At 70.0% G+C, this 19182-nt stretch carries 15 protein-coding genes; 8 read left to right on the forward strand and 7 right to left on the reverse strand.

Annotated features, from left to right (window positions below; translation table 11 throughout):
• Positions 1 to 154 precede the first annotated feature (154 nt).
• Together BMY74_RS14915 and BMY74_RS14920 are read left to right on the forward strand one after the other, a co-directional pair.
• A complete protein-coding gene (locus tag BMY74_RS14915; RefSeq protein WP_218159629.1) occupies positions 155 to 1081 on the forward strand; it encodes a quinone oxidoreductase family protein in 927 nt (308 codons plus the stop codon).
• Between the two features lie 23 nt (positions 1082 to 1104).
• Positions 1105 to 1710, forward strand: coding sequence for a TetR/AcrR family transcriptional regulator (locus tag BMY74_RS14920; protein WP_089916004.1), 606 nt, complete (start codon positions 1105 to 1107; stop codon positions 1708 to 1710).
• Here the strand turns inward: BMY74_RS14920 and BMY74_RS14925 are convergent.
• Positions 1698 to 3818: a discoidin domain-containing protein gene (locus BMY74_RS14925; RefSeq protein WP_089916007.1), complete on the reverse strand. Its 2121-nt coding sequence runs from the start codon at positions 3816 to 3818 to the stop codon at positions 1698 to 1700. The genes BMY74_RS14920 and BMY74_RS14925 overlap by 13 nt on opposite strands.
• A gap of 187 nt (positions 3819 to 4005) precedes the next feature.
• Here BMY74_RS14925 and BMY74_RS14930 point away from each other — a divergent pair, with 187 nt between their 5' ends.
• Complete coding sequence (locus BMY74_RS14930) at positions 4006 to 4914, forward strand: DUF1996 domain-containing protein (protein WP_218159630.1); 909 nt, start codon at positions 4006 to 4008, stop codon at positions 4912 to 4914.
• 55 nt (positions 4915 to 4969) lie between these two features.
• Here BMY74_RS14930 and BMY74_RS14935 read toward each other — a convergent pair whose 3' ends face one another.
• From BMY74_RS14935 to BMY74_RS14960, 6 genes are all read right to left on the reverse strand, one after another.
• The gene (locus BMY74_RS14935) at positions 4970 to 5521 is read right to left on the reverse strand and encodes a malectin domain-containing carbohydrate-binding protein (protein WP_089916012.1); all 552 of its coding nucleotides are present in this window, start codon (positions 5519 to 5521) and stop codon (positions 4970 to 4972) included.
• Between the two features lie 27 nt (positions 5522 to 5548).
• Positions 5549 to 6310 (reverse strand): substrate-binding domain-containing protein, encoded by a 762-nt coding sequence (locus tag BMY74_RS14940; protein ID WP_089916015.1) that lies wholly within the window; start codon positions 6308 to 6310, stop codon positions 5549 to 5551.
• On the reverse strand, positions 6307 to 8502 hold the full coding sequence (locus BMY74_RS14945) for a discoidin domain-containing protein (protein WP_089916018.1): 2196 nt from the start codon (positions 8500 to 8502) through the stop codon (positions 6307 to 6309). The genes BMY74_RS14940 and BMY74_RS14945 overlap by 4 nt, the downstream gene beginning before the upstream one ends.
• A 109-nt stretch (positions 8503 to 8611) precedes the next feature.
• Positions 8612 to 9625, reverse strand: a complete 1014-nt coding sequence (locus BMY74_RS14950) for a LacI family DNA-binding transcriptional regulator (protein WP_089916870.1) — start codon at positions 9623 to 9625, stop codon at positions 8612 to 8614.
• 8 nt (positions 9626 to 9633) lie between these two features.
• A complete protein-coding gene (locus BMY74_RS14955) occupies positions 9634 to 11994 on the reverse strand; it encodes a glycoside hydrolase family 3 C-terminal domain-containing protein (protein ID WP_089916020.1) in 2361 nt (786 codons plus the stop codon).
• A gap of 176 nt (positions 11995 to 12170) precedes the next feature.
• The gene (locus BMY74_RS14960; RefSeq protein WP_089916873.1) at positions 12171 to 13382 is read right to left on the reverse strand and encodes an ROK family transcriptional regulator; all 1212 of its coding nucleotides are present in this window, start codon (positions 13380 to 13382) and stop codon (positions 12171 to 12173) included.
• Between the two features lie 202 nt (positions 13383 to 13584).
• On the opposite strand from BMY74_RS14960, the gene BMY74_RS14965 reads away from it, so the two are divergent.
• From BMY74_RS14965 to BMY74_RS14985, 5 genes are read left to right on the forward strand one after another with little or no spacing between them, the layout of a single operon-like run.
• Positions 13585 to 15237, forward strand: a complete 1653-nt coding sequence (locus BMY74_RS14965) for an ABC transporter substrate-binding protein (protein ID WP_245786131.1) — start codon at positions 13585 to 13587, stop codon at positions 15235 to 15237.
• Positions 15234 to 16265, forward strand: coding sequence for an ABC transporter ATP-binding protein (locus BMY74_RS46990; RefSeq protein WP_089916024.1), 1032 nt, complete (start codon positions 15234 to 15236; stop codon positions 16263 to 16265). The genes BMY74_RS14965 and BMY74_RS46990 overlap by 4 nt, the downstream gene beginning before the upstream one ends.
• On the forward strand, positions 16262 to 17242 hold the full coding sequence (locus BMY74_RS14975; protein WP_089916026.1) for an ABC transporter permease: 981 nt from the start codon (positions 16262 to 16264) through the stop codon (positions 17240 to 17242). The genes BMY74_RS46990 and BMY74_RS14975 overlap by 4 nt, the downstream gene beginning before the upstream one ends.
• A complete protein-coding gene (locus tag BMY74_RS14980) occupies positions 17242 to 18123 on the forward strand; it encodes an ABC transporter permease (protein ID WP_089916028.1) in 882 nt (293 codons plus the stop codon). Before BMY74_RS14975 ends, BMY74_RS14980 begins: the two co-directional genes overlap by 1 nt.
• Positions 18120 to 19109, forward strand: a complete 990-nt coding sequence (locus BMY74_RS14985) for an ABC transporter ATP-binding protein (protein ID WP_089916030.1) — start codon at positions 18120 to 18122, stop codon at positions 19107 to 19109. Before BMY74_RS14980 ends, BMY74_RS14985 begins: the two co-directional genes overlap by 4 nt.
• The last annotated feature ends 73 nt before the right edge of the window (positions 19110 to 19182 follow it).

Raw genomic sequence — 19182 nt, forward strand, 5'->3', positions numbered from 1 at the left:
AGCAGACGTTGTAGCGATCGATACAGACACGCCGACTGGCCTACACGAAGGCAGGAGTGCCGCACGGACCCCTTTCGTCTCACGGCAGTTGCACCGGGTGACCACTCGACGATAACGTTCCGTTCCGCATCGGAACGTTATTTGGGAGGTCGTTGTGCGCGCTGCTGTCGTGCAGGAGTCAGGGGAACTCGCCACCGCCGAGGTGGCGGACCCCGTGCCGGGGCCGGGCCAGGTGCTCGTGGACGTCGAGGCGATCGGCGCGGGTTACGTCGACGTGATGATCAGCCGCGGTGAGTACCCGGGAGCCACCGGCGGCGCGGGCACGGTGCCCGGAGTGGAGGTCGTCGGCAGGGTCCGGACCGGCGACCTCGCGGGGCGGCGCGTGCTGGCGTTCGCCGGCAGCGGCGGCTACGCGGAGCAGTTCGTCACGAGCGCCGACGCCGTCCTGCCCGTGCCGGAGGACGCCGACGCCACCGAGGTGGTCGCGCTGGGGATGAACGCCCTGGTCGCCCACCTCGCGTTGCGCCGAGCCTCGGTGGCGGCCGGGGAGAGCGTGCTCGTCCGGGGTGCGGGCGGCGGGATCGGCGTGCTGGCAACACAACTCGCGCGTGCCATCGGAGCGGACGTCACCGCCATCACCTCCTCGCAGGCCCGCGGTGAGCGCCTGCGGGAGCTGGGGGCGGCGCGGATCTTCGACCGGACCACCGCCGAGGTCCCCGGCGAGTCGTACGACGTGGTGATCGACACCGTCGCCGGGCCCGGCACCGCGCCTCACCTCGGTCTGCTCGGCGCCAACGGGAGGTACGTGCTGGCCGGCGCGGCCGGTGGCCTGCCGTCGGACGACGTCGTCGGCACGTTGCTGCGCGACTTCCACCGGTCGCCGTCGCTGTTCGCGTTCAGCCTGAACTCCGTGGCGGCGCCGGACCTGCTGCGGGCGTGGGAGGAGGTCGTCGCGCTGTGGCGGCGGGGCGACCTGACGCCGGTGGTCCACGACCGGCTGGAGCTCACCGACGCCGCGCAGGTCATCGAGCTGCTGGGACGTGGTGCGCCGTTCGGCAAGGTGGTCCTGCTGCCTCGTTAAGCTGGGCGGGATCGGGAGGTGGAATGGCACGCCGACGCGACGAGCGCATCGACCACGCCGTGCTGGACGCGGTGTCCGCTCTGGTGCGCGAGGTCGGCTACCCGGCGCTGACGATGGAGGCCATCGCCGCGAGGGCGGGCACCACCAAGCCCGCCATCCGCCGCCGCTGGCAGAGCCGTCAGCAGCTGGTCGTCGCGGCCATGGCGCGCGACCGCATCGGCCTGACGGAGATCGACACGGGCTGCCTGCACTGCGACCTCGCCGGCCACCTGGAAGCCCTGCGAGCCGGTCTGGAGGACCCCGCGTTCGGCGCGGTGATCCCGGCGCTGCTGGCCGACCTGGCCGACGATCCGGTTCTGCACAAGAAGTTCCTCGCCGTGCTGTGGGAGCCGCGGCGGCAGGCGTGCGTGACCACCCTCCGCAAGGCGCAGGACCGCGGGGAGCTGGAGCCGTCCGCCGACGTCGACCTGGTGCTCGACCTGTTCGCGGCGCCGGTCATGTTCCGGGCGTTGTTCCGCCACGCCCCGATGGGGGCCGACTTCGCGGAACTGGTCACGGGGGCGGTGCTCGACGGCGTCGGGGCAACGGCCGGGGTTCCCGGCCGTTGCCCCTCACATCACCTGCGGTAGACGCCGAACTCGTAGAGCGAGTAGCCCCAGCCGGTTCCGCGCTGGGTCGCGTGCAGCCGGACGTACCGGCCGGTCGCCGTCACGTCGATCGAGTCCACGCCGCCGTTGCCGGTCGTGGTGCCGTGGACGGAACGCCAGTTGGTGCCGTCGTCGGACACCTGGATCTCGTAGGCGCGCCCGAAAGCGCCTTCCCACACCAGTTGCACGTGCTGGAACGTCGTCACCGCGCCGAGGTCGACCCGGATCCACTGCGGGTCGGCCCAGTCGGTGGCCCAGCGGGAGCCGGCGTTGCCGTCCACCGCGTTGGACGGCGGGTACGGCGCGCCGTCACCGACCTGCTGGTACGACGAGGCCGTGGTGGGCTTGTTCAGCGCCACGTTCGTGCCCGCGGGCTGCGGTGCCACGACCCGCATCGACTTCGTCTCGATGCCGATGTTGCCGCGACCGTCCTCGGCCATCACGTACACCTTCCACACGCCGAGCCGGTCGGGTGCGGTGACGGTGAGCCGGTTCCCGTTGACCTGCACGGGAGCGTTGGCGAGACCGCCGCTGTTGTCGATGTACTTGCTGTTGAACGCCGCCGACCACGCGATCGCGTCACCGTTCGGATCGGACGCGGCCACGTCGATGTTCAGCTGGGCGCCCGCCGCGATCGTCTGCGGCAGGTTCATGGCGGTGATCACCGGCGGGGTGTTGGCCGGGGTGGCACCACCGAACGCCTGCTGCACCGAGTAGAACGACAGCCGCTTCTTGCCCGCGGGCGTCAGGTTGAACCAGACGGCGCCGAAGTCGTACTCGGTGCCGTAGTGGAACAGCGTGCCGCCGAAGGACACTCCCCTGTGGCCGATGATGCAGTTCCAGGCCTGGGTGTAGCCGTCGCGCTTCTGGACGTCCGTGGGCTCGTCCGGCACGCCGTTGGCGTCGTTGGGGACCTCCCACTCACCGGCGGGGCCGGCCTCGGTCAGGATGTACGGCTTGGTGTAGCCGCCGTCGATCCAGTCCTGGCGGACCTTGCAGACGTTGCCGTAGGAGTTGACCGAGTACAGGTCGAGGTCGGGCGTGTGGGCCTTGAGGTACACCCACGCACCGGTCCAGGCGTCCGTGTTCGTCACCGGGTGGTTCGTGTCGATGGCGTGGATCGCCTGCGCGGCCTCGTTGATGTACTTCGCGTAGGCCACGCGCTGGTTCTCGAGCTCCGTGCCGGAGTAGCAGTTCTGCAGGCCCAGAATGGACTCGTTGCCGACGTTCCACATCAGCACGCCGGGGTGGTCCTTGTAGGTCGTGACCCACTGGCGGATCTGCCCGAGCATGTCGGCCTTGTAGGCGCCGTCCGTCACGTAGTTCACGCAACCGCCGGAGCCGGGACCACCGCCGGGCTGCAACCAGAAGCCGTTGATCACGCGCAGGCCGTTGGCCGCGGCCGCGTCGAGCAGCGGGCGGGTCGTGGCGTCCGTGCCCCACGTGCGCACCGTGTTGACGCCCATGGACTTCAGCTCGGGCATGTACCGCGCCGCGTCGGCGGCGGGCGGGCCCCAGGTGAGGCCCTTGACGGTCCACGGCTGGCCGTCGACCGTGAGCTGCCAGTTGCCCTGGGAGCCGGTGACGCGCACGCCGGTGCCGGGCTGCGGGTTCGAGCCGCCCTGCTCGCCGTAGACGCGGAACTCCCACAACGAGATGCCGTAGCCGTTGGCGCGCTGGGTCGAGTGGACGCGAACGTACCGGCCGGTGCCGGTGACGTCGAAGCCCTGCCGGCCGCCGGTGCCGCCGGTGACGGAGCGGATCGACGACCAGCTGTCGCCGTTGGCCGAGACCTGGATCTCGAACGCCGTGGCGTAGGCGGACTCCCAGTCGAGTTCGACGCGGGTCACGGTCGAGGTGGCGCCGAGGTCGACCCGCAGCCACTGCGGGTCGCTCCACGTGCTGGACCACCGGGTACCGGGATCACCGTCGACCGCGGCCGAGGCGGGGGTGCCCCCGCCCTCGGTGGACGACGCGGTGGCGGGTTTGCCTTGGGAGAGCAGCGAGGGCGCGGCGCTGACCGTGCCCGGTACCACTGCCAGTCCCACGAGCACGGCGAGCACCGTGCCGACAGAGCGGAGGCGGAACATTGCGTCTCCTGCAGGGTCGAGTGAGGGGGTGAAGTGCGGGAGAGCGCTCTCACAACCCTGGCGGCGAATGTTACGAACACACCACGCTCATGTCAACGAACCCCTTGACATCGTCCCGACACGAGCGGGACATTACTTGGGAGAGCGCTCTCCCAGCCGGTTTTCCCACGTCGGCAGGAGGACACAGTTGTCCCGAAAACTCAGCGCGCTGGCCCTGGCGGCCAGCCTCGTCACGGCGGTGCTCGCGGTGGTCACGAGCGCGGCCCAGGCCGATGACTACGTGAGCCACCACGAGTTCCAAGCGAACTGCTCGTTCACCGCGGACCGCCCGGACGACCCGATCGTCTTCCCCGGTCTGCCCGGCGCGTCACACCTGCACACGTTCATCGGCAACCACTCCACCAACGCCAACAGCACCAACGACTCGCTCAAGCAGGCCACCACGAACTGCGTCACGCCCGACGACAAGTCGGCGTACTGGTTCCCGTCCGTGCTGAACGGGGACCAGGTCGTGCGGCCGGACGGCAACCAGGTCGTCTACTACAAGTCCGGCATCCTGCGGTACCAGGACGTCGTGCCGTTCCCGGCCGGCATCCGGTTCGTCGTGGGCAGCCCGACGTCGACGCAGGAGGAGTTCCGCACGCACCCCGGCGCCATCGAGGGCTGGGAGTGCGGTGACAGCTACAAGAACTGGGACATCCCGTCCTGGTGCATGCCCGGCAGCCAGCTCACGGTCCGCTTCCAGGCCCCGAGCTGCTGGAACGGCCGTGACCTCGACTCGGCGGACCACAAGTCGCACATGGCCTACCCGGACCGCGCGACCCTCGTCTGCCCGCCCAGCCACCCCGTGGCGGTGCCGATGATCGAGTTCAAGATGGCGTTCCCGGTGTCCGGCGACATGTCCCGCGTACGACTCGCCAGCGGCCGCGGGTACACCTGGCACTACGACTTCATGAACGCCTGGGACGCACCCACCCAGGCCGCGCTCGTCCGGCACTGCATCAACGGCGGGCTGCAGTGCGACCCGCGCGGATTCGACCTCTACAAGCCGCATCGAGGCGCCGCACTCGGACCGGACTACCGGTTGCCGCGGTAGACGCAGAACATCCCAGGGCGCGGGTGCGCCCTGGGATGTTCTGCGTCTCCGGCCGTTACGCGGCGGGCACCAGCACGATGGCGTTGATCTGGGGCTGCTCGACCGCGCCGCGCACCAGGTCGACGCGCACCTCGCCGTTCGCGTCCGCGGTGACGGCGAAGTCCTTCTCCACGCCGAACGCGGTGAGCGGGGCGTCCGCGCCGGCGGCGACCGCGGTCCCGATGATGTCGAAGTCGCTCAGCACGCGGCGGCCGTTCACGTCGACGTCGAAGACCCGCTGGCCAGGGCGGGTGAAGTACCAGTCGAGGAAGTACAGCCGCAGCTCGTACGACGCTCCCGCGGTCAGGCCGGTGAGCGCGTAGGACGACTCCAGGTACCGCGAGGTGTTCCAGAGCGCGCTGTCGATCCGGTTCGTGACGGTGCGGCTGAAGACCACGTTCGACCGCTTGTCCGCGGGCTTGGTCTCCGTGAGTCCCCCGACGCCGACGTCACCGGGTCCTCCCGCGTCCACCACGACGGGATCGGCGGCCAGGGAGGCCTGTGCCGTGCCGAGCAGGAGCGCGGCCGCCGCCGCGGTCGCCGTGATCACTCGAATGAAGTTGCGCATGCGTGTAGAGCACCACCTTGTTCGTTTTCAACGGGAATGCGGAGCCGGTGTGGGTGCCGCCAGGGTCGTGCCCTCGACGAACTCGCACGCCAGCAGCACCTGGGACCGCTTCTGCGGCAGCCGCGCCAGCAGGTGCACGGCACGCCGGCCGGTCTCCCACCTCGGCACGCGCAGGCCGGTGAGGCCCAGCAGGTCCTGCTCGGACAGGTCAAGTGCCAGCACGGAGAGATCTCCGGGCACCGCGAGGTTCCGGCGGCGTGCCGCGCGGACGAGCGCCGCCGCGTCGTCGGAGTGTTCCGCGATCACCGCCGTCACGCCGATGCGCAGCAGCTGGTCGAGCCAGACCGCGGGTGCGTGCAGCCCCTTGATGCCGAAAGCGCTTGCGGCGGCGCGGAACTCGTGCAGGCGTTCCACCGAGGTGGTGCCGCTCGGCAGTCCGATGTAGACGATCTGACGATGACCGAAAGCCGCGGTGCGCGCGACCAGGTCGCGCACGCCCGCGGCGTGGTCCACGTCCACGTAGGGGATCTGTCTGAGCGCACTGTCCCGCCTGCCGATCGACACGAACGGGATCTCGTGGTCGATCAGGCAGGACAGGTCGCGGTCGTCCGCGGTGCGGTCGAGCAGGACGCAGCCCGCGAGGGCCACGTCCCGGGTGTCGACGAAGTCGAGGTCGGCGCACAGGAGCAGGCCGTTGCCCGTCCTGTGCGCCGCGTGCCCGATGCCCGCCAGAGCGGGCGTGCTCTCACCGGGAAGGGTGTCCCGGGAGAGCACGCCGATCAGACTCACGGATAGTTCACCAGGTAACGGACCTGGTTGGCGGTGTTCGCCACACCACCGACGCCGTTGATGACGTTGGCGATGGTGCCCACCCCGCCGAGGGACACGGTGACCAGGTGCCGGAACCGCACACCCGACCGGTTCGGCGCCTCGAAGCCGTTGTCCGTCACGATGCTCGGATCGGCCTGGTTGAAGGCGTAGACACCGACACCGAACGCTTCGTGCGTCGTGACGTTGTCGGAGACCTTGTAGCCGGCCCAGCCGCGCTTGGAGCCGTTCATCCACGCGGCCTGGTTGGGCGGGTCGTACGGCAGCTCGTTCTGGTAGAGGTACACGCGGCCGCCGTTGCCGTTCCAGACCAGGTTGTGCTGCTGGTAGTGCTCCACGAACAACCCGTACGCCGTCACGTTGTCGCCGTTGACGACCACACCGTTCTGGCCCGGGTTGGCCGTCCAGCTCACACCGTCACCGTGGTCGGCACGCCACACCCAGGTGTGGTCGATGATCGTGTCCCGGCTGTTCACCCGCATGCTCACCGTCGCCTTGCCCGCCTGCGACCCGCCGACGCGCAGGTACACGTCGTGCAGCGAGGTGGGGTTTGCGGCGTGCGAGTTCGCCGACGAGTCACCGATCTCCAGCAGCACCGGCGAGTTCTGCACACCGGCGTCGACGAGGAACCCGGCCAGCTTGACACCGTCCACATCGGACGTCGTCAGCGCCGCCTTGCCCGTGGTCGGCGTCAGGGTCGCGAGACCCAGGCCCAGCACCACCGTGTTCGGACGGGTCACGCGGATCGTGTCGTCGAGCTGGTGGATGCCCGGCGTCAGCAGCAGGTGCTTGCCCTGGCCGAGAGCCGCGTTGATCGTCGCCGCCGGCGTGCCCGGCTTCACGATGAAGAAGTCCGCCAGCGACACCGACGAACCCGGGTTGCCGTTCTCCCAGCTCGTCCCCCGCGAGTTCTGCCGCAACGCGGGAACGAACACCCGGTACTCACCGGAGCCGTCGATGTAGAGGTACGGCTTCTCGCGCGTCACCGGCGAGGTGTCGACGGTCGTGTGCGACGGGTTCGGGAAGTTGTCCACGGGCGCGCCCTGCGTGCCGGCGAACACCATGTTCCACACCGAGCCGGACCAGCCGTTGACCAGGTTGCTGTTGCGTGTGAGGAACTGCTGCTGCGACCCGGAGATGACCGTTCCGTCGATCTTGCTGTCGACGATCAGACCACCACTGGCCCAGCCGTCGTAGCCGTTCCACAGGTGCGCCTGCCCACGCAGGTGCATGCGCCGGTAGGCCGTGGCCTGCGACACCGCCCAGCGCTCGATCTGGTTGGCCGGCAACGTCACCGACAGGTTCTCCGCACCACGCCAGAAGTTCTGCGTCGCGTTGCCGAGGTTGTTGGGGTCGTTGCCCTGCTGCAACCAGTCGGCCTCGACGCGGATGTGGCCGTTGATGTTGACGTCGTCCGGGTTCAGGCCCAGACCGGCGACCTGGGTGTAGAACCGCAGGTTCACGTCGGCGTTGTAGGTGCCGGGCTTGAACAGCACGGCGTGCCGCTGCGGCCCGAACTGGTTCGTCTTCATCTGCGCGGAGATCGCATCCAGTCGTGACTGCATCTCCGACTGCGACGAACCCGGACCGTAGACGTACACGTTCGGACCGAAGTCCGGGTTGCGCGGGTCGGTCGGCGTCACACCCGGCGTGTCCGGCGTGGTCGCGTAGACACCGAACTCCCACAACGAATAGCCGTAGCCGGTACCGCGCTGGGTGCCGTACACCCGCACGTAACGACCCGACCCGGAGACGGTGAGCGACTGGGTGCCGCCCGTGCTCGTGGTCGTCGAGTAGACGTCACGCCACGAGTTCGCGGCGGCGGTGTCGGACACCTGGACCTGGAAGGCCTTGCCGTACGCGCCTTCCCAGGCCAGGGAGACGCGGCAGACCTCCTGGGTGGAGCCGAGGTCGACCTGCAGCCACTGCGGGTCGGAGAACTGCGACGACCAGCGGGAACCCGCGTTCCCGTCCACGGCGGCGGAAGCAGGGGTCCCACCGTTCTCCGTCGACGACGCGGTCGCGGGCCTGTTGAGAGCGACGTTGGAGGTACCGCACGCTGCGGCACCCGCTTGGGTGGTAACGCTGACGGTTGTCACGAGGCACAGGGCGGAGGCCGCGAGTACGGCCGCCCTGGTCAGGGGAGAGCTCATGATCCTGCCTGACACGTTGGGGCGCGTGAGCCCAGACGATGACGTCCGTGGCACCGGACATCGGGAGAGCGCTCTCCCACAGGTTAACCCCTGGTGTCGGGCAGGTCAATCAAGCAGACGCCCGAATGACGAGTTCCGGTTCGAAGATGACGGACGTGGGTCGCTGTTCCGGGTCCTCGAGACTCGTGACCAGCACCTCGGCCATCTTCGCGGCCATCGCCTCGACGGGCTGGCGCACGGTGGTGAGCGGCGGGCGGCAGGCGAGAGCGGGTGCGCTGTCGTCGAACCCGACCACCGCGACATCCTGCGGCACGCGCAAACCGTGCTCCAGCAACACGTCCACGGCTCCCTGCGCCATCAGGTCGTTCGCCGCGAACACGCCGTCCACCTCGGGGTGCTCGACGAGCAGGCGGCCCATCGCGGCGTGCCCGCTGGCCGCGGTGAAGCCGCCCTCGACGACGGGGACGTACGGGAAACCGTTGCGCGCCATGGCCTCGCGGAACCCGGTGAGCCGGTCCTGGCTGGCGAGCACGTCGAGCGGCCCCGAGATCGCGCCGACGGTCGTGCAACCGAGCTCCATGAGCCGCGCCGCCGCGAGCCTGCCGCCCGCCTGGTGGTCGAGGTCGACGTAGCTGACGGGCAGCGGACGACCCGGCCGCGCGTACAGCACCGTGGGCACCCCGGCCGCCAGCAGCCTCTCCGGCAACGACTCCGCCGCGTGCGTGGTCACCAGCAGCGCTCCGTCCGCGCTGCCCTGCCGCAGGAACTCGACCACGTCGGCCCTGGTGCGGTCGGTGTCCGCGAGCATCAGCACCGGGTGCACCCCGCGGGTGCGCAGGAAGTCGACGACACCGGCCGTGACGCGGCCGAAGAACGGGTCCACGAAGACGTCGGACCCGCCGCCGGCACCGGAGATGACCAGCGCGACCGTGCCGGTGCGACGCGTGACGAGCGAGCGCGCGGCGTGGTTGGGCGTGTAGCCGGTCTGCTCGATCGCGTTGCGCACGGTCTCCTGGAGGTTCGGGTCGACGTTGCGCGTGCCGTTCACGACGCGGGAGACGGTCGCACGGGACACGCCCGCGATCCTCGCGACGTCCTCGAGCGTCGGGCCGACCTTCGTCATGATCCGTTTCACCACGACAGGAGAGCGTTCTCCCGCTCAAGGCGCAGACGTGTGTCACCGGCGTTGGGGCCTGCCAGCACGGTGAACGCACCGGGCTCGACCACCCATTCGCCCGCCCAGTGGCTGATGGCCCGCCGCGGGATCTCGACCACCGCCTCCACGCTCTCCCCCGGCCCTGCGGTCACGGCCGCGAACCCCGCCAGCCACCGCGCCGGTCTGACCACGGCGCTGTCCGGCCGGGACAGGTAGACCTGCACGACCTCGCGTCCGGGCCGGTGCCCGGTGTTGCGCACCCGGACTCGGACGACGTCGCGCTCGACCCGTGCTTCCTCGTAGTCCCAGGTGGTGTAGCCGAGTCCGTGGCCGAACCAGTACGCGGGCGCGACGTTCGTCGCCGCCCAAGCCCGGTAGCCGATGTCGAGACCTTCCTCGTACGGCAGCTTCTGAGCGACCGGCAGGAAGTCCTTCACCGGCACGTCTACCTCCTCGGCGGGCCACGTCGTCGGCAGCCGCCCGCCGGGTTCGCGGTCGCCGAACAGCACGTCCGCGAGACCGCCGCCGCCCTCCTGCCCCGGGAACCACGTCAGCAGCACGGCCGCGGCCTGTCCGCGCCAAGGCATCAGCACCGGACCACCCGAGTTGACCACGACCACGGTGTTCGGGTTCACCGCGCACACAGCGCCGACCAGCACGTCCTGCCCACCCGGCAACGCGAGGGTGTGCCGATCGCGCCCTTCGCTCTCGATCGCGTCCGTGGTGCTGACGACGACCACCGCGACGTCACACCTCTTCGCCGCCTCGACCGCGGCCGCGAACTCGTCGTGTGCGGGCGGCGGCGGATCGGCGGCGAGCATCGACGCCATACCGGTGTCCTCGCCCAACTCGCGGCGGGCCACCACCTCCACGACGGTCCCCTCGGTGAGCGGCACCTCGACGTCGTGGTGCGGCGGCCGAAGGTGCTTGACGGCGGGATCGTCGGTGTCGACGGGCTGCACGACGTCAAGCACCCGCACGCCGTCGACGTCCAGCGTCAGCCTCCCGTACCCCGCGACCGCGAGCCGCCACGCCCCGGTCCGCGTGACGTGCAGGGCGGTGCTGATCTCCAGCACCTCCGCGCCGGGCACCTCCCGGGTCTCGAGGATGCGGCCGGTCAGCCGGTGCTCGCGGAACAGCACCTCGTCGTCCGCGCCGAGCACGCGCACCAGCACGGGCGCGTCGACCGGCGTCGGCCGGTCGTCGATGCGGAGGCCGGGCGCGTGCACGGTCCCCGTCCGCCGGGTGAGGGCGTCGAGCAGGGAGTTCTCGGCGGACGGGTACAGGCCGGAGCTGCCGCCGCCCTGGACGCGCGCGGCGGTCGCGCCGGGGCCGATGACGGCGGTGCTCAGGCCTGGGGCGAGGGGCAGGACTCCGTTGTTGCGCAGGAGAACCGTGCTCGAGGACACCGCCTCGCGAAGGAGGCGCTCGTCGGCGCCGAGCGGCTCCACCAGGCTCGGCACGACCGCAGTCGTCCCCTCCAGCGCCCCCACCCGCGCGGCCAGCCGCAGCAGCCGGAGCACCTTGTCGTCGACCAGCGCCTCCGGCACCTCCCCGGCCTCGACCGCCGCGACCAGCCGCTCCCCCCACGGCCCCCAGGGTCCCGGCATCGACAGGTCCTGCCCGGACACGGCCGACGCGACCGTCGTCCGCACCGCACCCCAGTCCGACACCACCAGGCCGTCGAAGCCCCACTCGTCCTTCAAAGGGCTCGTGAGCATTGGACTCTCCGACATCGAGTGGCCGTTCACCGCGTTGTAGGCCGACATCACCGCCCACGCGCCCGCCTCGACGGCCGCCTCGAACGGGGCCAGGTACACCTCGCGCAGGGCTCGCTCGCCGACCAGCACGTCGTGGGTGAGGCGGTCGGTCTCGGTCTCGTTGGCGACGAAGTGCTTCGGCGTGGCCGCCACGCCGCCGGCCTGCACACCGCGCACGTACGCGACGCCCAGCCTCGCCGTGAGCAGCGGGTCCTCGGAGAAGCACTCGAAGTGGCGCCCGCCGTAGGGCGTGCGGTGCAGGTTGAGCACCGGCGCGAGCAGCACGTCCACGTCCTTGCGCCGCGCCTCGGCCGCCAGCAGGCCGCCCAGCCGCTCGACGAGGTCCTCGTCCCACGTCGCGGCGAGGGCGGACGGTGACGGCAGGGCCAGCGACGTGCGGCGTTCGTCCCAGCCGGGGCCACGCACGCCCGCCGGGCCGTCGGAGAACGTCATCGCACGCAGACCGACCAGCGGCTCGGCGCAGCTCTGCCAGACCGATCCGCCCGCCAGCAGCCGCACCTTGGCGGGCAGGTCGAGCTTGCCGACCAGGCGGACCAGCTCGTGGTCGTCGTGCACCGGGAAACCTCCTTGGAGAGCGCTCTCCAAAGAGTCGGGGTGCGGAGCGCCGCTGTCAATGCGTCGGAAGGCGGCTTCTGACGTGAGGTCGCACGCGGAGGACGGCAGCCGGTGAGGCCCTGACCTGGGCACCCAGGCGGCAGCCGCTGGTCAGCGCCCCGACCGGCGAAACCGCGTCAGAACCCCGAAACCCGCGCCGATCGCGGGTCCGCCCCGGAGTCCAGCAACGCCGCCACCGGCAACGTCGCGGCGCCCACCGCCACCGCGTCCGGCCCCGTCCGCCCCAGCTCGATCCGCACCTGCCCGTACGGGTGCCGCAGCGCGTGGTCCGCGGTGGCCGCCACGATCTCGTCCAGCTTCCGCGCCCCGAGCGCGAGGCCCGCCCAGCCGCCGAGGACGACCCGCTCCGGGTTGAACAGGTTCACCAGGTTGGCGATGCCGGCACCCAGGTAGCCCACCGACTCGTCCACCACTCGGCGGGCGACGGCCGAGCGCGACGAGAGCAGGGCCTCCAGCGCCGACTGCTGGTCGGCCTCGGGATCGTTGCGGCGCAAAGCTTCCCGGTACCGGGCGAGCATGGCCTCCGCTCCCGCGTACGCCTCCAGGCAGCCGCGCACGCCGCACCGGCAGCGCCGCCCGCCATAGACGATCGTGGTGTGGCCCCACTCCCCCGCGTTGCTGGTGGCGCCCCGGTGCACCACGCCGTCGGTCACCACGGCGACGCCGACGCCCGAGCCGACCAGCACGATCACCGCGTGGCCCGCGCCGCGGCCCGCGCCGAACCACATCTCGGCCTGCCCCTGGGTCTTCGCGCCGTTCTCGACGAACAGGGGCGGCTCGACGCCCGCCTCGCGGATCATCTTCTCCAGCGGGACGGCGTCCCAGCCGATGGTCTGCGCGTGCACGACGGCCGACGTCCCGCGCTCGACCGTGCCGGGCACCCCGACGCCGACGCCGAGCACCGAGGAGGCCGCCACCCCCGTCGCGGTGAGGACCTCGCCGACACCCGCGGCGATCAGCTCGCTGACGGCGACGGGCTCCACGAAACCGAGCGGCTGATCCACTGTGGACAGACGGGTCATGGCGAGGTCGAACAGTTCGACCTTGATCCCCGTCTCGCCGACGTCGACCCCGATGACGTGCCCGAACGCCGGGTTGACGCGCAGCAGCACGCGCGGCCTGCCGCCATCGGACTCGACCGAGCCGGCCTCGACCAGGAGGCCCTCGTCGAGCAGTTCGCCGGTGATCGTGCTGGCGGTCGCGGCGCTCAGTCCGGTGCTCGCGCTGAGCTGCTGGCGGCTCAGCGGGCCGTCGAGGAACAGCGCCGTCAGGAGCACGGAACGGTTCTGCTTGCGGAGGTCCCGGACGGTCGCCCGTGTACGCACCATGAGCGCCAAGTTACTTCGCGCCTAAAAATAAGCCTCGGTTCGTGACCTGTTCGTTATTGACTTGCCCTCGCTGACAGGCGTCTACTCTACGGCGACCAGAGGGCCACCACGGCCTCACCCGCGATGGCACGCGCGGTCAACCTCTCCCAGCGCTCACTTGATTCTTCTCGCTTTCGTTGGAGAACAAGGAGTTTCCATGAGAATGAGGCGTGTTTGCGCTGCCGTCGCCGCGACCGCCCTGGCGTTCACCGGCGCCTGTTCGGCCACGAACCCGGGCTCGGGCGGGAATTCCGCCGGGGTCCTCAACGTGGGCATGCCGAACGGACCGCAAACGGAGAACAACAACCCGTTCCTCAACTCGTCGGCGTCCTCGTCGCTCGGCTACCGGCGGTTGCTCTTCGAACCGCTCGCCATGGTGAACGAGGTCAAGGTGACCGACCAGCCGAAGCCTTGGCTGGCAACGAAGTTCACCTGGTCGGACAACTTCCACAAGCTGTCGCTCACCATTCGTGACGGCGTGACGTGGTCCGACGGCAAGCCGCTGACGGCCGAGGACGTGGCGTACACCTTCGAGCTGCTCAAGAACAACCCCGGGCTGAACATCGAAGGCGTGCCGTACCAGGACATCTCCTTCTCCGGCAGCGAGGTCACCGTCGGCTTCCCGAAGTCGCAGTTCGTCAACCAGAAGAAGATCCTCGAACAGTTCGTGGTGCCCAAGCACCAGTGGTCGACGTTCTCCAACCCGTCGACCGAGACGTTGAAGGACCCGATCGGCAGCGGGCCGTACACGCTGAAGTCGTTCACGCCGCAGACGGTCACGCTGTCGATCCGGGACAAGTACTGGCAGGAGCTCCCGAAGGTCAAGGAGCTGCGCTACACCTCCTACAGCGACAACAACGCGCAGACGAACGCTCTCGCCACCGGCGCCGCCGAGTGGAGCTTCGTGTTCATCCCCAACTACCAGGCCGCCTACACCAGCAAGGACCCGCAGAATCACAAGCTGTGGTTCCCGCCGGTGCTCGGCGTGCACGGCCTTTGGTTCAACACCAAGGCGAAGCCGTGGGACGACCCCGCGCTGCGCCGTGCCGCCAACATGGTGGTGAACCGCGACGACATCTTCATGCAGGGCGAGGCGGGCTACTTCTACCCGAAGGTCGACAACATCACCGGCATCCCCACTCCGGCCGGTGAGTCGTTCATCGCCCCGCAGTTCAAGGACAAGAAGATGTCCGTCGACGTCGAGGGCGCGAAGAAGGCGCTGACCGAGGCCGGCTACACCTTCGACGGCACCACGTTGAAGGGCAAGGACGGCGCTCCCGTCACGATCGAGCTGACCGTGCCGTCCGGCTGGTCGGACTACGTCACCGACCTCGAGATCATCAAGGACAACTTCTCCAAGATCGGCATCAACGCGACGGTCAACCTGCAGAACGCCGACGCGTGGACCAAGGCCCTCGACACCGGCGACTTCGGTGCCGCGATGCACTGGACCAACAACGGCCTGACGCTGTACGACATCTACCAGTCCATCATGGACGGTGCGCTGTACAAGCCGATCGGCGAGGCCGGTGTGAACGGCAACTACGGCCGTTTCGAGAGCCGGGCCGCGACCAAGGCGCTGGACGACTTCGCGAACGCGCCCGACGAGTCGGTGCGCAACGCGGCGCTGCAGGAGCTGCAGAAGATCTTCGTGCAGGAGATGCCCGTCATCATCACCTCCGCGGCCAACGGCGGCGGTCAGTACAGCACCAAGAACTGGATCGGCTGGCCGAGTGACCAGGACCAGTACGCTCCCGTGCAGCCCACCCTCGAAAACGCACTCGACATCGTCATGAAGCTGAGGCCTGCCTCGTGACGGCCGAGGTAGCGCCGGCGGTCTCCGGGGCGGTCTCGACAGAGATCGTCCTGGAGGCCGACGGCCTCACCAAGCACTTCCCGATCAGCAAGCCGTTCTCGCGTGACAAGAAGGCCGTGCGCGCGGTCGAGGGCGTCTCGCTCCAGCTGCGCCGCGGCAGCGTCACGGCGCTCGTCGGCGAGTCCGGTTCCGGCAAGTCGACGGTCGCGCGGCTGCTCGCCCAGCTCTACCCGCTGACGTCGGGCGAGATCCGCCTGCACGGGGAGAACGTCGCCGTGCAGAAGGGTCTCACGCGCGGGCGGAAGTTCCGCGCGTACTGCCGCCGGGTCCAGATGATCTTCCAGGACCCGTTCGCGTCGCTCAACCCCGTGCACACCATCCGCTACCACCTGACCAGGGCCCTCACGATCCACGGCAACCGCGGCGACGACCTGGAGTCCTCGCTCGCGGACCTGCTGACCCGCGTGCACCTGACGCCGGCGGAGCGGTACCTCGACCGGTACCCGCACGAGCTCTCCGGCGGGCAACGGCAGCGCGTGGCGATCGCCCGCGCGCTGGCGGCGAGCCCGGAGGTGCTGCTGGCCGACGAGCCGGTGTCCATGCTGGACGTGTCGATCCGGCTCGGTGTGCTGAACCTGTTGCGGGACCTGAAAGAGCGCCTGCACCTGTCCATCCTGTACATCACGCACGACATCGCGTCGGCGCGCTACTTCGCGGACGAGACGGTCGTGATGTACGCGGGTCAGGTCGTCGAGGGCGGCGAGAGCGAGACCGTCACGCAGAAGGCCGCGCACCCGTACACGCAGCTGCTGATCGAGTCCGCACCAGACCCCGACCGCCCGGCAGTGGAGGAGAAGGACGGCGGGGCCGGCGAACCCCCCTCCCTGATCGCACCACCGCCGGGCTGTCGGTTCCACCCCCGCTGCCCGTTCGCGATGGACGTCTGCCGCACCGAGGTCCCGCCGCGCTTCGAACTCGGCGACGGGCACTTCGCGGCGTGCTGGCTGTACCGGGAGGAGGCGTCGTGAGCTACCTCCTCAAGCGCATCGGCTTCTACCTGCTCACGGTCTGGGCCGCGGTCACGATCAACTTCTTCGTGCCGCGGATGATCCCCGGCGACCCGGTGCAGGCGCTCATCACCAAGCAACGCGGGCAGATGACGAGCGAAGCGGTCCGCTCGCTGTACGTCCTCTTCGGACTGGACAAGGACGAGAGCCTGGCGAGCCAGTACTTCTCCTACCTCGGCCAGCTCCTGCGCGGCGACCTCGGGATGTCGTTCACGTTCTTCCCGAGCCCGGTCGCGGACGTGATCGGCGACGGACTGCCGTGGACCGTCGGGCTCGTCGGCATCACGACGGTGATCGGGTTCTTCCTCGGCACCGCCGCGGGCGCCGTCGTGGGCTGGCGGCGCGGCACGTGGGCGGACTCGCTGATCCCGGTCACCACGTTCGTCTCGTCGATCCCGTACTTCTGGCTCGGCCTGGTCGCGATCGCGCTGCTCACCGGCCCGGGGAGCTTCTTCCCCGCGTCCGGCGCGTACGAGATCGGCCTGGTGCCGAACTGGGACTGGCAGTTCATCGGCAGCACCGTCCAGCACGGCCTGCTGCCCGGCTTCACGATCCTGATCTCGTCGGTCAGCGGCTGGATCCTCAGCATGCGCAACATGATGGTGACGGTGTCGTCGGACGACTACGTCACCGTCGCGCACGCCAAGGGCCTGCCGGAACGCCGGGTGATGCTCGCCTACGCCGCCCGCAACGCGTTGCTGCCCAACGTGTCCGGCTTCGCGCTGGCACTCGGGTTCATCGTCGGCGGCACCCTGCTGGTGGAGATCGTGTTCTCCTACCCCGGTCTCGGCCTGCAGCTGTTCCAGGCGGTCGGCGCCAAGGACTACCCGCTGCTGCAGGGCATCTTCCTCATCATCACGCTGTCCGTGCTGCTGGCGAACCTCCTCGCGGACGTCGCCTACCTCGCGCTGGACCCCCGCACCCGCAGGGAGGGCTGATGCGCAACAACCCCAAGGCGCTCACCGGTCTGGTCGCGCTCGGCGTCTTCGTCCTGTTCGCCGTCGTCGGTCCGTGGCTCGCGCCGTTCGACCCGTCGACGCGCAGCAACGACCTGCTGCAGCCACCGTCGTCCGCGCACTGGTTCGGCACGACCCACCTGGGCCAGGACATCTTCAGCCAGGTCCTCGTGGGCACGCGCAGCGTCATCTTCGTCGGCGCGGTGGCGGGCGTCGTCGCCACCGTGCTGTCGGTGCTGGTCGGCGTCACGGCCGGCTACCTCAGCGGGTCGGCCGGTGAGGGACTCTCCGCGCTGTCCAACGTGTTCCTGGTGATCCCGGCGCTGCCGTTGATCGTCATCATCACCTCGTCGCTGCCCGAGACCAGCAACCTCACGATCGCGCTGGTGATCGGCCTGACGTCGTGGGCGTGGAACGCGCGGGTGCTGCGCGCGCAAACGTTGTCGTTGCGCCGCAGGGACTACGTGGAGGCGGCGCGGGCGAACGGCGAGTCGACCTGGCGGATCATCCTGTTCGAGATCCTGCCGAACCTGACCGCCGTCATCGCGTCCGGTTTCGTCGGCACGGTGCTGTTCGCGGTGATCTCCGAGATCACGCTGGCGTTCATCGGCGTGTCCGACGCGGGCGGCTGGAACTGGGGCACGGTCCTGTACTGGGCCCAGTCGCAGCAGGCCCTCACCCAGGGCGCGTGGTGGTGGTTCGTCCCGGCCGGTCTGGCGATCGCGTTGCTCGGCACGGCGTTGTCGCTGGTCAACTTCGGCATCGACGAGTACGTCAACCCGCGCCTGCGCACCCGTTCGTCGACGCGGGGCGTGCGGATGCGCGTCGGCTTCACCCCCGTGCTCGCCAAGGAGACGTCATGAAGGAACGCATTCTCGAAGTGCGCGGGCTGAACGTCGACTACGGCCTCGGCCCCGAGTCGGTCCGCGCGGTCCGCGACGTCGACCTGACCCTGCACCGGGGCGAGGTCCTGGGCCTGGCCGGGGAATCCGGCAGCGGGAAGTCCACTCTGGCGTACGGCATGACCAGGCTGCTGCCCCCGCCGGGCATCGTGGCGGGCGGCGAGGTGATCTACACCCTCGACGACGGCTCGACCGTCGACCTGCTGCGGATCCGCGACGCGGACCTGCGGCGGCTGCGCTGGTCCGAGATCGCCATCGTGTTCCAGGGCGCGATCAACTCGCTCAACCCGGTGCAGCGGATCTCGACGCAGCTCGTGGACGTGCTCAAGGCGCACTCGGCCCGTTCGACGCCGAAGGCCCGGCAGGACCGCGCCCGGGAACTGCTCGGCCTGGTCGGCATCGCCTCCGACCGGCTGCACAGCTACCCGCACCAGCTCTCCGGCGGCATGCGGCAGCGGGTGATGATCGCGATGGCGCTCGCGCTGGAACCCCGAGTCGTCATCATGGACGAACCGACCACCGCGCTGGACGTCGTGGTGCAGCGCCAGATCCTGCGCACGCTCGTCGAACTGCGCGAGCGCCTCGGGTTCTCGGTCGTGTTCATCACGCACGACCTGTCGCTGCTGGTCGAGTTCTCGGACCGGATCGCGATCATGTACGCGGGCCAGGTCGTCGAGGAGGCGACGTCGGCCGACCTGTACCGCACTCCCCTGCACCCCTACAGCGACGGGTTGCTGCACTCGTTCCCGGCGCTGAAGGGCCCGAGGCGCGAGTTGTCGGGCATCGCGGGGTCGCCGCCGGACCTGCGGTCGATGCCGGGCGGGTGCCCGTTCCACCCGCGGTGCGGCCGGGCCATGGACGTCTGTGCGACGCGGACGCCGGTGCTGGGGCAGAGCACGGCGGGACGGTCGGTGGCCTGCTGGCTGCACCCGGTCTCGGTGGGCTGAGGGGAGGCAGGCGGGTCGGATCGGGTCGGGCCAGGGCGGTTGGGCCGGGTCAGGCGAGCCGGGCCGGTTCGGC

It is taken from the genome of Lentzea albida, from assembly GCF_900111005.1.
GTDB lineage: Bacteria > Actinomycetota > Actinomycetes > Mycobacteriales > Pseudonocardiaceae > Lentzea > Lentzea albida.

Excerpts from the sequence above, each read along its gene's own strand:
- BMY74_RS14920 (WP_089916004.1), top strand. The coding sequence starts at position 1,105 with ATGGCACGCCGACGCGACGAGCGCATCGACCACGCCGTGCTGGACGCG.
- BMY74_RS14925 (WP_089916007.1), bottom strand. The coding sequence starts at position 3,818 with ATGTTCCGCCTCCGCTCTGTCGGCACGGTGCTCGCCGTGCTCGTGGGA.
- BMY74_RS14935 (WP_089916012.1), bottom strand. The coding sequence starts at position 5,521 with ATGCGCAACTTCATTCGAGTGATCACGGCGACCGCGGCGGCGGCCGCG.
- BMY74_RS14945 (WP_089916018.1), bottom strand. The coding sequence starts at position 8,502 with ATGAGCTCTCCCCTGACCAGGGCGGCCGTACTCGCGGCCTCCGCCCTG.
- BMY74_RS14950 (WP_089916870.1), bottom strand. The coding sequence starts at position 9,625 with ATGACGAAGGTCGGCCCGACGCTCGAGGACGTCGCGAGGATCGCGGGC.
- BMY74_RS14960 (WP_089916873.1), bottom strand. The coding sequence starts at position 13,382 with ATGGTGCGTACACGGGCGACCGTCCGGGACCTCCGCAAGCAGAACCGT.
- BMY74_RS14965 (WP_245786131.1), top strand. The coding sequence starts at position 13,585 with ATGAGGCGTGTTTGCGCTGCCGTCGCCGCGACCGCCCTGGCGTTCACC.
- BMY74_RS14980 (WP_089916028.1), top strand. The coding sequence starts at position 17,242 with ATGCGCAACAACCCCAAGGCGCTCACCGGTCTGGTCGCGCTCGGCGTC.
- BMY74_RS14985 (WP_089916030.1), top strand. The coding sequence starts at position 18,120 with ATGAAGGAACGCATTCTCGAAGTGCGCGGGCTGAACGTCGACTACGGC.